Annotated in this window: 11 protein-coding genes and 1 pseudogene; 4 read left to right on the forward strand and 8 right to left on the reverse strand. The window is 67.5% G+C overall.

Translation table 11 applies throughout. The features are described 5' to 3' along the window. Window positions 1-217 precede the first annotated feature (217 nt). The 4 genes from ACIGII_RS01090 to ACIGII_RS01105 are packed head-to-tail and all read right to left on the reverse strand — an operon-like array spanning window position 218 to window position 3,764. Complete coding sequence (locus tag ACIGII_RS01090) at window positions 218-895, reverse strand: ABC-type transport auxiliary lipoprotein family protein (RefSeq protein ID WP_399635602.1); 678 nt, start codon at window positions 893-895, stop codon at window positions 218-220. Then, window positions 892-1,818, reverse strand: a complete 927-nt coding sequence (locus ACIGII_RS01095) for an MlaD family protein (protein WP_399635599.1) — start codon at window positions 1,816-1,818, stop codon at window positions 892-894. The genes ACIGII_RS01090 and ACIGII_RS01095 overlap by 4 nt, the downstream gene beginning before the upstream one ends. A 3-nt stretch (window positions 1,819-1,821) precedes the next feature. After that, window positions 1,822-2,652, reverse strand: a complete 831-nt coding sequence (locus ACIGII_RS01100; protein WP_399635596.1) for an ABC transporter ATP-binding protein — start codon at window positions 2,650-2,652, stop codon at window positions 1,822-1,824. Then, window positions 2,652-3,764 (reverse strand): MlaE family lipid ABC transporter permease subunit, encoded by a 1,113-nt coding sequence (locus ACIGII_RS01105; RefSeq protein WP_399635595.1) that lies wholly within the window; start codon window positions 3,762-3,764, stop codon window positions 2,652-2,654. The genes ACIGII_RS01100 and ACIGII_RS01105 overlap by 1 nt, the downstream gene beginning before the upstream one ends. Window positions 3,765-3,865: 101 nt before the next feature. Between ACIGII_RS01105 and ACIGII_RS01110 the strand changes: the two genes are divergently transcribed. Then, window positions 3,866-5,125, forward strand: coding sequence for a threonine/serine exporter ThrE family protein (locus tag ACIGII_RS01110; RefSeq protein WP_399635592.1), 1,260 nt, complete (start codon window positions 3,866-3,868; stop codon window positions 5,123-5,125). 200 nt (window positions 5,126-5,325) lie between these two features. On the opposite strand, the pseudogene ACIGII_RS01115 reads toward ACIGII_RS01110, so the two are convergent. From ACIGII_RS01115 to ACIGII_RS01125, 3 genes and pseudogenes are all read right to left on the reverse strand, one after another. After that, window positions 5,326-5,691 (reverse strand): annotated as a pseudogene (locus ACIGII_RS01115) (H-NS family nucleoid-associated regulatory protein); the annotation flags it as partial. Window positions 5,692-5,852: 161 nt separating this feature from the next. Beyond that, window positions 5,853-7,547: a proline--tRNA ligase gene (locus tag ACIGII_RS01120; RefSeq protein ID WP_399635590.1), complete on the reverse strand. Its 1,695-nt coding sequence runs from the start codon at window positions 7,545-7,547 to the stop codon at window positions 5,853-5,855. Window positions 7,548-7,887: 340 nt separating this feature from the next. Further along, window positions 7,888-8,268 carry a DUF4124 domain-containing protein gene (locus ACIGII_RS01125; RefSeq protein ID WP_399635587.1) on the reverse strand — a complete coding sequence of 127 codons (381 nt, stop codon included), beginning with the start codon at window positions 8,266-8,268 and terminating at the stop codon, window positions 7,888-7,890. Window positions 8,269-8,369: 101 nt separating this feature from the next. Here ACIGII_RS01125 and pssA point away from each other — a divergent pair, with 101 nt between their 5' ends. The 3 genes from pssA to rimI are packed head-to-tail and all read left to right on the forward strand — an operon-like array spanning window position 8,370 to window position 10,134. Then, window positions 8,370-9,149, forward strand: coding sequence for a CDP-diacylglycerol--serine O-phosphatidyltransferase (gene pssA / locus ACIGII_RS01130; RefSeq protein ID WP_399635586.1), 780 nt, complete (start codon window positions 8,370-8,372; stop codon window positions 9,147-9,149). After that, a complete protein-coding gene (locus tag ACIGII_RS01135; RefSeq protein WP_399635583.1) occupies window positions 9,146-9,640 on the forward strand; it encodes a hypothetical protein in 495 nt (164 codons plus the stop codon). Before pssA ends, ACIGII_RS01135 begins: the two co-directional genes overlap by 4 nt. Further along, on the forward strand, window positions 9,637-10,134 hold the full coding sequence (gene rimI, locus ACIGII_RS01140; RefSeq protein ID WP_399635582.1) for a ribosomal protein S18-alanine N-acetyltransferase: 498 nt from the start codon (window positions 9,637-9,639) through the stop codon (window positions 10,132-10,134). The genes ACIGII_RS01135 and rimI overlap by 4 nt, the downstream gene beginning before the upstream one ends. 91 nt (window positions 10,135-10,225) lie before the next feature. On the opposite strand, the gene ACIGII_RS01145 is transcribed toward rimI, so the two are convergent. Next, window positions 10,226-13,051: a valine--tRNA ligase gene (locus ACIGII_RS01145; protein WP_399635579.1), complete on the reverse strand. Its 2,826-nt coding sequence runs from the start codon at window positions 13,049-13,051 to the stop codon at window positions 10,226-10,228. Between the last annotated feature and the right edge of the window lie 54 nt (window positions 13,052-13,105).

Genomic DNA, 13,105 nt, shown 5'->3' on the forward strand with positions numbered 1-13,105 from the left:
TGATTGCTGATTGCGGATGCCCGCCCGCAGCTGGGGCGTCCTCGGGTGCTCGCGGACCCAGAGGATGAAAGTCAAGCATCCTGCAGACTGCAACCATGGCTGACCGGACAGGGGCGATGCTGCACGGAGCGCAGTACCTGTTCAATTACACCGGTAAGGGTGCCTGGTCAGCCGTCCCCGAGACGTCAGTGAGCTACGCAGGGCGTGGGCGCATGGGTCAGCGCAGCCTGGTGGGGATGACCTTGGCGGTCTGGCTGTCGGCCTGGCCGGTGGTGAGGGTCCAGCCCACCAGTTCGGTGGTGATCGCCTGCAGACCCTGCTCGAGCGCCCGGGCAACGTCGCCGGTGGCGGTGCTGCCTACCGGCTGCTCCTGGCGGAAGGTGCGGTCGGCGACCACGCGCTGGTCGATCACGTGGATCAGCTTGGCGTTGATTTCGATGACGGCGGTCGGGGTGGGCTGGCCGCGGTAGTCGGATTCGAAACGGCGCACATCCAGCGCAAGCTTGTAGTCGGCGCGGATGCCGGTGGTGGCACGCGCCACGCCGGTGATGCGGCCTGAATCCTCGAAGGCGCGGATCAGGGCGTCGTCGACCATGTCGGTGGCCGGCTGCGCCCAGCTCACGCCCTTGTAGACCTCAAGCTCGCCCGGGTTCGGCCGCACGTTGATGCGCGGGCTGTCGACCACGCGCGCGGCGGTCGGCTTGACCAGCACCAGCGCCCAGTCAACCTTCGGCCAGGACGGGTCGGGCTGGATCTTGACCACGGGTGAGTAGATGGTGACCTGGCTGCGTTCGCCGCCGCCCAGCAACGAAGAGCAGGCGCCGAGGGCGATCATAAGGGCGGCCGGCAGCAGCAGGCGGGGCAGGGCGGCGGGCAGGAGAGGGATGCGGCTCATTTGGGTTCGAACTCCTTCGGCGCGTCACGGCCCAGCAGGTAGCGGGCCGGGTTGTTGTCCAGTTTGTCGCTGACCCGGCGCAGGTCGCGGATCAGCCCGCGCAGTTCGGTCAGGGTCGGGCCCAGCTGGGCCAGGCCGTCGTTGGCGAAGCTGTTGATCGCCGCACGGTTCTCGCCGAGGATCGAATCGGCACTGCCGGCCGCCGAATCGAGCTTGGTCAGCGTGGTTTCCAGCTTGTCCAGGATCGGCGGCAGCTGCTGCACCAGGTTGGTGTCCAGGCGCTGGATGGTGCCGTTGGTGGTCTTCAGCGTGGCGTCCAGGCTGCGCGCGGCGTCGCGCGCGCTCAGCAGCAGCGCCTGCGTGCCCTGGTCGCGGTCGGCCAGGCCACCGCTGATGGTTTCCAGGTTGGCCAGGGTGGCGTTGATGCTGGCCACGTTGCGGTCGCTCAGCACCTGGTCCATGCGCTCGACGATGCGGTTGGCCACGTCGGTGATGTTCTGCAGCGCCGACGGCGTGGTCGGGATGATCGGGGCCGGGTCCTTGTTCACTGCGGTCAGCGCCTGCGCCTGCGGCGTACCGCCGCTGAGCTGGATGATCGACGGGCCGGTCAGGCTGGTGATGGCCAGCTTGGCGCGGGTGTCGGTCTTGACCGGGGTGTTGGAGTTCAGGCGGATCCGCGCGACCACCTGGCGCGGGTCGTCCGGGACCAGGTTCAGTTCGGTGATCGAGCCGACCGCGATGCCGTTGTATTGCACCGGGCTGCCCACCGACAGGCCGGTGACCGCCTCGCGGAACACCACCCGGTATTCGGTCCAGGTGCGGTCGGAGGAGTACTTGGCCGCCCACAGCCCGAACGCCAGCAGGGCCAGCCCCACGATCAGGGTGAACGCGCCGATCAATACGTAATTGGCTTTGGTTTCCATGGTCTATTCGCTCTTCTGCTTGGCGTCGCGTGCAGCGCGTGCGCGCGGTCCGTGGAAATATTCCTGGATCCACGGATGATCCAGTTGTTCGATCTCGTGCAGCGGGGCGGTGGCGATCACTTTCCTGTCGGCCAGCACCGCCACCCGGTCGCAGATGGCGTACAGCGTGTCCAGGTCATGGGTGATCAGCAGCACGGTCAGCCCCAGCGCTTCCTGCAGGGTCTTGATCAGGCGGTCGAAGGCGGCCGCGCCGATCGGGTCCAGCCCGGCGGTGGGTTCGTCCAGGAACAGCAGCGGCGGGTCCAGCGCCAGCGCGCGTGCCAGGCCGGCGCGCTTGCGCATGCCCCCGGACAGCTGCGACGGCAGTTTGTTGATCGCGTCGGCCGGCAGGCCGGCCAGCTTCACCTTGAGCAGGGCCAGTTCGTAATGCCAGCGCTCGGGCAGCTCGCCGTGGTGTTCCTTCAGCGGCACCTGCACGTTTTCGCCCACGGTCATGGACGAGAACAGCGCCCCATCCTGGAACAGCACGCCGGTATTGCGTTCGATGTGCAGGCGGTCGGCGCGGTTGTCCGAGCGCGCATCCACGCCCAGCACTTCGATCTCGCCTTCATCCGGATGGCGCAGGCCCAGGATGCTGCGCATCAGCACCGATTTGCCGGTACCCGAGCCGCCGACCACGCCGAGGATCTCGCCACGGCGCACGTCCAGGTCGAGGCGGTCATGCACGGTCTGGCTGCCGAAGCGGTTGGTCAGCCCGCGCACGCGGATGGCCAGGCCGTCTTCGTCGGCCCGCTCCGCACGGGTGTCCTGGTCAGGGGCGGCTACGGTCGTCATCACCAATCCATGTGCATGAACCACAACGCGGCGAACGCGTCGATGATGATCACCAGCGAGATGGTCTGCACCACGCTGGACGTGGTGCGCTCGCCCACCGACTGCGCGGTGCCCTGCACCTTCAGCCCTTCCAGGCAGCCGATCAGGCCGATCACCGCGGCGAATACCGGCGCCTTGGACAGGCCGACCAGCATGTGCCGCACCTCGATGGTGTCGTGCAGGCGCGCCAGGTACATCTGCGGGGGAATATCCAGGTCGAACGCGCCCACGGTGACGCCACCGGCCAAGCCGGCGACCATCGCAATGAAGGTCAGCAGGGGCAGGGTGACCAGCAGCGCGATCAGGCGCGGCAGCACCAGCAGGTCGACCGGGTCCAGGCCGAGGGTCTGGATGGCGTCGATTTCCTCGCGCGCCTTCATCGAACCGATCTGCGCGGTGAATGCACTGGCGGTGCGGCCGGCCAGCACGATCGCGGTCAGCAGCACGGCGAATTCGCGCAGGAAGGCGATGCTGACCAGTTCGACCACGTAAATTTCAGCGCCGAAGTCGCGCAGGATGGTGGAGCCGAGGAAGGCGATCACCGCGCCGACCAGGTAGGACAGCAGCGCTACCAGCGGCACCGCGTCCAGTCCGACCTGCTCCATGTGGTGCACGGTGGCGGTGAGCCGGAAGCGGCGCGGCTCGCGGACCAGGCGCCCGGCCTTGACCAGGTTCTCGCCCAGGAAGCTGGCCAGCGCCACGATGTTGTGGCCGGTGGCATGCACGCTGACGCCCAGCCGCTCCAGCGCGGCCAGCACGCCGAAGTCGCGCTTGGCCTTGGGGCGGTCGTCGGCGACCTCTTCGATGGTGCAGACCAGCGCGCGGTGTTCTTCGCGGAAGGTCAGCGCGTCTTCGCCCAGATCGGCGCGATGGGCCACGCGCAGCACCTGCAGCACGCCGGCCGAGTCCAGCTGGCTGATGCCGCTGGCATCGATGCCGGTCACCTTCTCCGGCGCAGCGCGCAGCACTTCGGCCGCGTCCAGCGCGGTGCGCAGCGTCCACTGACCGGACAACCGGATCTTGCCGGGGTCCTGTGGATCGTGTTCGAGGTGGGGGGCTTGGTCTGGCGTCATGGGCGTCCTGCGCAGCATAACCTGTCTGCGTGGAGGCCAAGTATGCGCAGTCGGCAACAGCGCTGTTCAGCCGGGGTGGGCTTCGGGTAATACTACCGCGCATGTCTGCCGACGCACCCGCCATCGCAACCCCTCCGGCCACCTACGCACAGCGGGTGGCCTTCGTATCCGAAATCGCCGGTCGGCTGCACAGCTATGGCACCACCGCCCAGCGGCTGGAGGCGGCGGTGGTGGCGCTGGCGCAGCGGCTGGACCTGGACTGCGAGCCCTGGTCGAACCCGACCGGGTTGATCCTGAGCTTCAGCGACCCGACCAAGGCGATCGGTTCGTCGGACATCACTCGCGTGATCCGGCTGGCACCGGGCGAAAACGACCTGCACAAACTCAGCATCGCCGACCAGATCACCGACGCGGTCGCCAACGGCACCATGAGCATCGCCCAGGGGCATACCGCGCTGCGGCAGCTGGACAAGGATCCGGGCCGGCGCGGCAAGATCCGCATGATCCTGTCCTACAGCCTGGGCGCGGCCGGCGTGGCCGGGTTGTGGAAGCTGCCGTGGCTGGACATCGCCACGGCCGGGGCGATCGGGTTGCTGATCGGCCTGATGACGCTGCTTACCGACCGTCGCCCGGCCAGCCGCGAAGCCAGCGAGGCACTGGCGGCCCTGCTGGCCGGTACCGTGGCGGCGCTGGTGGCCTCGTTCGTGGGCGCGCTCAACCTCAACACGGTAATCATCGCCTCGCTGGTGGTGATGCTGCCTGGCATGTCGCTGACCAATGCGGTCAACGAACTGGCCAGCCAGCACTGGGTATCGGGCACGGCGCGTTTTGCCGGTGCGATCACCACCATTCTCAAACTGACCGTGGGTGCGGTGATCGCGGTGACGTTGTCGGGCATTCTCGGCCTGGACCCGCTGGTGCGCGCGTCACGACCGCAGGCGGACTGGGTGGAATGGAGTGCATTGCTGCTGGCGGCGTTCGCCTTCGCGATGCTGTTCAAGGCCAGCCGTCGCGATTACCCGTGGGTGATCGCCGCATCGGTGGCCGGGTATGCCATTTCCAAGTTTGCCGGCCAGGCGTGGGGCATGCCGGCCGGCATTTTCATGTCGGCGATGGTGATGACGGCGGCAGGCAATCTGTTCGGCCGCCTGGTGCAGCGTCCCGGCGCGATCATCCGCCTGCCGGGCATCATCATGCTGGTGCCGGGCAGCACCAGCCTGCGCGGGGTGTTGACCCTGGTCCAGCAGCAGGACATGAGTGCGGGGCAGGTCGTGCTGATGACCGTGCTCAACGTGGTGATGGCACTGGTGGCAGGCCTGCTGTTCGGCAACCTGCTGGTGCCGGCGCGAAAGAATCTGTGAGTTTCTGAAAGTTTCAGCGCGACCCGCACCGCGCCTCCCAACCCAACACATTGCGCAGAATCCCCCAAACCCAATCGACCAAGGATCGTAGTGACACGCCACGCGTGTCAAAACCATGATCCCGCGCACATAACCCCAAAAAAAAAACGCCAGCCATCCCGGCCGGCGTTTCAAAACGCGCGCCATCGGCGCATCGCTTACTTCTTGATCAGGAAATCTTCCAGCTTCTTGCCCTTGCCGGTGTGCGCGGCCAGCCAGCGCGGCTGCTTGCCACGGCCGGTCCAGGTTTCCTTCGGGTTGGCCGGATTGCGGTACTTCGGGGCCACCTTGCCGAGCTTGCGCACTGCCTTCTTTGCCGGCGCCGCCTTGCTGGCGCGGCCGCGGGCGGGGGCCTCAACGCCCGCCACTTCTTCCAGGGTGTATCCGTTGGCTTTGGCCAGCTTGGCCAGCTGGGCGCGGACCTTGGTGATGGCCGGGCGCTTGGCGACGATCGTCTGCTGCTTCTTGGCGTTCTTGATCAGGGCGCCCAACTCTTTGGCGGACAGACCACTCAAATCAATACTCATCAACTACTCCGGAATCTAAAAAAGAAGGACGGGGTGTGGGCCGGTCCCTGGCATCGGGCAACAGCATACATTCTCATTTGCCCCATGCACAGCTTGTCGGAATAATCAATGGAAATGGGATAATTAAATGCCGGGGTATTTCACCCGGCATCCGTCATCCGTCATTCTTTCGTCAGCCTGGCGACCAGCGCGTCGCGGTCCAGGTTTTCGGCCTCGCTGGCCGTGCGCGCGCGGTACTCGAACGTGCCGGCGGCCAGGCCGCGTTCGGACACCACCACCCGGTGCGGCACGCCGATCAGTTCGATGTCGGCGAACATGTTGCCCGGGCGCAGGCCACGGTCGTCCAGCGCCGCATCCAGTCCCAGTGCCTGCAGCTGCGCCAACAGCTCGGCGGCGGCAGCGGAAACGGTTTCGTCCTGCTTCGGGTTGATCACGCACACCACCACCTGCCACGGCGCCATGGCGTCGGGCCAGATAATGCCGGCGTCGTCATGGTTCTGTTCGATCGCGGCGGCCACGATGCGCGAAATGCCGATGCCATAGCAGCCCATCGCCATGACCTGGGCCTTGCCGTTTTCGTCGAGCACGGTGGCATTGAGCGCCTGCGCATACTGGCGGCCCAGCTGGAACACATGGCCCACTTCGATGCCGCGCGCCACGCGTAGTTCGCCGCCGTCGGCGGCGCGGTCGCCTTCCTTCGCATTGCGGAGGTCGGCCACGTCCGGTTCGGCCAGGTCGCGACCCCAGTTGACGCCGGCAAGGTGGGCGCCGACCTCATTGGCGCCGACGACGAAATCGGCCATCGCCGCTACGTCGCGATCGGCCACGATGCGGATCGGCTGCGCCGGATTGACCGGGCCAAGGAAGCCCGGTTCGCTGCCCAGGTGGGTGGCGATCTCCGCTTCGCTGGCCATGCGGTACCCCTGCAGGCCCGGCACCTTGCCCAGCTTGATTTCATTCACGTCATGGTCGCCACGCACCAGCGCCAGCACGAAGCCGGCCTCGGTCATCACCGCGACCGACTTGACCGTGCGGTCCAGGCCGATGCCCAGCAGGGCGGCTACCGCCTCGCAGGTCTTCTGGGTGGGGGTATCGACCTTGCGCAGGGCTTCGCTGGCGGCCGGGCGCGGGCCGGGTGCGGCGGCAACCGCCGCTTCCATGTTGGCCGCGTAGTCCGAGCCGGTGGAGAACACCAGTGCGTCTTCGCCCGAGTCGGCGATCACATGGAATTCCTGCGAGGCGTCGCCGCCGATCGCGCCGGAGTCGGCCTGCACCATGCGGAAATCCAGGCCCAGGCGGGTGAACACGCGGGCGTAGGCGGCCTTCATGTTTTCGTACTCGCGCACCAGGCAGGCATCATCCAGATGGAAGGAGTAGGCGTCCTTCATCAGGAACTCGCGCGCGCGCATCACACCGAAGCGCGGGCGGATTTCATCGCGGAACTTGGTCTGGATCTGGAAGAAGTTCACCGGCAGCTGCTTGTAGCTGGACAGCTCCTGGCGTGCGAAGTCGGCCGCGGCCTCTTCGGCGGTGGGGCTGTAGCAGAACACCTGCTCCTTGCGGTCCTTGATCTTGAGCAGCTGCGGGCCGAACTTTTCCCAACGCCCGGTGGCTTCCCACAGTTCCTTTGGCTGGATGGTCGGGACCTGGAATTCGACCGCGCCGGCGCGCTCCATTTCCTCACGCACGATGCGTTCGACCTTGCGCAGCACGCGCAGGCCCAGTGGCGACCACGTGTAGAGCCCCGAGGCCAGCTTGCGGATCATGCCCGCGCGCAGCATCAGCCGGTGGCTGGTGAGCTCGGCATCGCTGGGGGTTTCCTTGGTGGTACGCAGGTGGAACTGGGAGAGGCGCATCGTCGGCTTCGCTGAACGGCGGAAAGGGAATATTCTGCCAGCCCGGCCGCCCACGTGCCCAATCCTGGCGCGAACGGCGTATCGACCAACGGTCGATACCTACCGGCGATGCGTGGAAAATCCCCCCGGCAATGGCACCACACCCGATCCCACGGGCAAGGGCGCCACGCCCGATCCCACGGGCAAGGGCGCCACACCCGATCCCACGGGCAATGGCACCACACTCGATCCCACGGGCAAGGGCACCACACTCGATCCCACGGGCAAGGGCACCACACTCGATCCCACGGGCAAGGGCGCCACACCCGGTAGCCCCCGACCGTTGGTCGGGGGAGGCCGCTCAGGCGGCTGGCGGGCAGTACGCCTTGATCGCCGCTTCCGCCAGCGCTTTCTGCGCCTGGCGCTGGTTGTCGTCCAGCGCCGTGTCGGGCTTGCCGTCGCCATTGGTGTCCTGCATCACCGCGCCCTTGCCGTTCAGCAGGGTCAGGTTGGCGCGGGAGGTGGTGCAGTCGGCCGATTCGGCCGGGGCCGCGGCGACGGTGGCCTTGGGCGCGGCCGGGTCGCGGTTCTGCACCTGGCGCTGTTCGGCCTGCTGCCCGGTGGGCGGCTTCTCCGAATACTGGGTCACCCCGTTGGCGTCCTTCCACTTGTAGACGGTTCCGGCGCTGGCCGAAGCGCTGGCGAGCAGCAGCAGGCAGCACACGAGGGGCAGGGCACGCATGGCAACTCCGGGTAGCAGGGGACAGTGCGCGATTGCAGCATCCCGGCCCGGCGCTGGCAAGCCTCCCCCCAAACGGGGTCGCAGCCACTAAACTGGCCGGCATGGATCAGATGAAACCCCCGCCGCGCTCGCGCAGCATTTACCTGTTGCCCAACCTGTTCACCACCGCCGGGCTGTTCGCGGGGTTCTACGCGATCATCGCCGCCGCCAACGGGGATTTCGTCAATGCCGCCATCGCCGTGTTCGTGGCCGCGGTCATGGACGGCCTGGACGGGCGGGTGGCGCGGTTGACCGGCACCAGCAGCGAATTCGGCGTGCAGTACGACTCGCTGGCCGACCTGGTCAGCTTCGGCATGGCCCCGGCGCTGGTGATGTACCACTGGTCGCTGTCGTGGCTGAAGTTCGACGACCCGGTCATGGGCCGGGTCGGCTGGGCGGTCGCCTTCCTGTATGCGGCGTGCGCCGCACTGCGCTTGGCCCGCTTCAACACCCAGGTCAGCGTGGTCGACAAGCGCTGGTTCATCGGCCTGGCCAGCCCGGCCGCGGCCGGGCTGATGATGTCCTTCGTGTGGGCCTTTGCCGATGGCCAGCTGGGCTGGGATGGCAATGAGCTGCGCTACGTGGCGCTGGCGGTGACGCTGGTGGCGGCCCTGCTGATGGTGAGCCGGATCCGCTTCTGGAGCTTCAAGGGCAGCGGTGAAAAGGGCCCGCGCGCGGATCGCGTGCCGTTCCTGGCGCTGGCGCTGGTGCCGATCGCCATTGCGATCATGGTCATCGACCTGCCGCGGGTGCTGTTCGCGGTGGGCGTGATCTACGCGCTGTCCGGGCCGGTCAGCTGGCTGTGGCAGCGCACCCGCAAGTCGGCCGGACCTGCGGCGTGAGCACGCCGGCTGCCCCGTCGCTGTGGACCCCGGCCCAGCAGTCCTGGCTGCAGGCGATGGGGTATACGGTGTTCGTGGACGGCAGCGTCGAACCGGCGCCGGCATCGCAGATCGACCTGGGCGCGGTACCGGCCCCCGACCGGCAGGACACCCCGGCCCCAGGGCGCGACGCACCGTCCCGCAGGGAAGACGCTTCGCTGCCAATGCGCGGCAACGCGCCCAGCGATGATGCTCCCGCCCCGCAGCGCCGCACTGCACCCGCTGCCGAAACGCCTGCCGCACCGGCACGCCCCGGGGCCCGTCGCCCGGCCGTACGCATGCCGCCGCCGCTGCAGATCGCGCTGCTGCGCGCCTCCGGCTGCAATCCGAATGATCCGGAGACCCAGGCGCTGATGGCCGGCTGGAAGCTGGACGAACTGCGCGGCAACGCCGCCGCCAAGCGCGCGCTGTGGCCGCAGTTGAGGGCACTGCGCAAGCGGGGCCGGGCATGAGCGCGGTCAGCGCGCCGCGCCCGATGACGCTGCGCGCGTTGCGCGAAAGCGACCTGGACGCGGTGATGGAGATCGAGCTGCGCGGGTATCCGTTCCCATGGACGCGCGGCATCTTCGTCGATTGCCTGCGTGCCGGTTATCCGGCGCTGGCGCTCGAAGATGACGGTGTGCTGGTGGGGTATGGGGTGCTGAGCATCGCCGCCGACGAAGCGCACGTATTGAATGTCTGCATCGATCCGGCCTGCCAGACCCGCGGGCTGGGCAGGATGTTGTTCCGTGCGCTGGTGAAGCTGGCGCGCGAACATGGCGCGCAGCGGGTGTTCCTGGAAGTGCGGCCGTCCAACACGCCGGCGGTGGCGCTGTATCACAGTGAAGGCTTCAACGAGATCGGCCGGCGCCCACGCTATTACCCGGCCCGTGATGGGCGCGAAGATGCGCTGGTGATGGCGATCGAACTGGTCGACGACGACATCCAGACGATGCCGCCGTTGTAGGGGGCAGCCACGCAGGGCGTGGCTCTACCCACGCAATCGAATCGTGCGAACCCCGGCAGGTGGCGACCGTTGGTCGCCACGCGCCGTCCGCTTACAGCTTCGCGCGCTGCGCGACCAAACCATCCAGCTGCGCGGTCCAGTCGACCAGGCGCACGCGCTCCTGCTCGATCACCGCTGCCGGTACCTTGTCGGTGAACCTGGACAGCTTCACCGCGCTCTTTTCCTTCTCCGCTTCCACCCGCGCGATTTCCTTGTCCAACCGGGCGCGCTCGGCGCCCAGGTCGACCAGGCCTTCCAGCGGGACCAGCAGCCTCAGCTCGCCCACGATGGCGGTCGCGGCCGGCGGGGTGTCCGCATCGCCGGCCAGCCATTCAATGCGCTCCAGCTTGAGCAGGAACGACAGCGACGAGGTGAAGCGCGCAACGCGGTTGCGGTCGTCCTCGCTGCCGCCCTGCAGCAGCAGGCCCACCTGCTTGGCCGGCGGCACGTTCAGTTCGCTGCGCACGCGGCGCAGTGCACTGACCATCGACTTCAGCCACTCCACGTCGGCCTCGGCGCGCACGAAATCGCCGGCGAACTCCTCCGCGGTGGGATAGGGGCGCAGCGAAATGGTGTCGCCGTCCAGGCCCAGGCGCGGCGCCACCTGGCGCCACAGCTGTTCGGTCACGAACGGGGTGAGCGGGTGCAGCAGGCGCAGCAGCGCTTCCAGCACGTACAGCAGGGTGTGGCGGGTGCTGGTGGCGTCCTCGGCGTTGTCGCCGTTGAGCGCCGGCTTGGTCAGCTCCAGGAACCAATCGCAGAACTCGTTCCAGGCGAACTCGTACAGCGCCTGCGCCAGCAGGTCGAAGCGGTAGTTGGCGTAGTGGGCCTGCGCCTCGGCCGACACCGCCGCCAGGCGCGCCAGGATCCAGCGCTCGGCGTCGGTGCGCGGCTGCGGCACGCCGGTGAACTGCGCGCCTTCGGTGTTCATCAGGGTGAAGCGGCTGGCGTTCCACAGCTTGTTGCAGAAGTTCTTGTAGCCTTCGGCGCGGCTCATGTCGAACTTGATGTCGCGACCGTGGGTGGCCAGCGCGGCGATGGTGAAGCGCAGCGCGTCGGCACCGTGGGCGATGATGCCGTCCGGGAAATCCTTGCGGGTCTGCTTCTCGATCTTCGGCGCGTCCTTGGGCTTCATCAGCCCGGTGGTGCGCTTGGCGACCAGGTCGTCGATGGAGATGCCGTCGATGATGTCCAGCGGATCGAGCACGTTGCCCTTGGACTTGGACATCTTCTGGCCCTGCGCATCGCGGATCAGGCCGGTGATGTAGACGTCCTTGAACGGAATCTTCCCGGTGAAGCTGTCGGTGGCCATGATCATGCGGGCCACCCAGAAGAAGATGATGTCGAAGCCGGTGATCAGCACCGACGACGGCAGGTAGCGCTCGAAACCGCGCTCGGCCATCGCCTGTTCGTTCGGCCAGCCCAGCGTGGAGAACGGCCACAGCTGCGAGGAGAACCAGGTTTCCAGCACGTCGCTGTCCTGGGTGAGCACCACATCGGTACCCAGCCCGGCGCGGGCGCGCGCATCGGCTTCATCGCGGCCCACGTAGCAGGTGCCGGCGGCGTCGAACCACGCCGGAATGCGGTGGCCCCACCACAGCTGGCGGCTGATGCACCAGTCCTGGATGTTTTCCATCCAGTGGCGGTAGGTGTTGATCCAGTTGGCCGGGACGAACTGGATGGACCCGTTTTCGACCAGTTCCAGGCCGCGCTGGGCCAGCGCGTCCATCTTCACGAACCACTGGTCGGTCAGGTAGGGCTCGATCACCTGCTGGGTGCGGTCGCCGCGCGGCACCTGCAGCTTGTGCGCCTTGGTCTCGACCAGGATGCCCAGGTCTTCCAGCTCGGCCAGGATCACCTTGCGCGCTTCGTAGCGGTCCAGCCCGCGGTACTTTTCCGGGGCGTTGTCGTTGATTGCCGCCACCGGAGTGAACAGGTTGATCATCGGCAGGTTGTGGCGCAGGCCGACCTGGTAGTCGTTGAAGTCGTGCGCCGGGGTGACCTTGACCACGCCGGTGCCGAACGCACGGTCGACGTACTCGTCGGCGATCACCGGCACGCTGCGCCCGGTCAGCGGCAGGGTCATGCTGCGGCCGATCAGGTGCGCGTAGCGCTCGTCTTCCGGGTGCACCATCACCGCCGTGTCGCCCAGCAGGGTTTCCGGGCGGGTGGTGGCCACCACCAGATACGCGCGGGTTTCGCGCAGGGTCTCAACGCCGTCGGCGTCGCGCTCGACATGCTCGTAGCTGGCACCGTCTTCCAGCGCGTAGGCGATCGACCACAGGAAGCCGTCTTCCTCCACGCTTTCCACTTCCAGGTCGGAAATGGCGGTCTTCAGCACCGGGTCCCAGTTGACCAGGCGCTGGCCACGGTAGATCAGGCCCTGCTCATGCCAGCGCAGGAACGCCTCGACCACGGCTTCGGACGGCTGTGGGTCCATGGTGAAGGTGCTGCGCGACCAGTCGGCCGAGGTGCCCATCCGGCGCATCTGCCGCTCGATGATGTCACCCGACTGCGCCTTCCATTCCCACACCTTTTCGATGAACCCCTCGCGGCCCAGCGAATCGCGGCTCTCGCCGGTGCCGGCCAGCGCCAGGTTGCGCGACACCACCATTTCGGTGGCGATGCCGGCGTGGTCGGTTCCCACCTGCCACAAGGTGTCGTAGCCGCGCATGCGGTGGTAGCGCACCAGCGCGTCCATCAGGGTCTGCTGGAACGCGTGGCCCATGTGCAGGGTGCCGGTCACGTTCGGTGGCGGCAGCAGGATGGTGTACGGCTCGCCCTTGCCGGACGGCTTGAAGTGCCCGGCCTTCTCCCAGGCGTCGTACAGCGCCGTTTCGAAGGTCTTGGGGTCGTAGCTGGAGGCAAGTTGGGTCATGCGGGGGCAACCAGGAGGCAATCGGTAAAGGATCAGGGCGGCGGCGGGCCCGAT

The organism is Stenotrophomonas sp. NPDC077420, from assembly GCF_044543385.1.
Taxonomy (GTDB): domain Bacteria; phylum Pseudomonadota; class Gammaproteobacteria; order Xanthomonadales; family Xanthomonadaceae; genus Stenotrophomonas.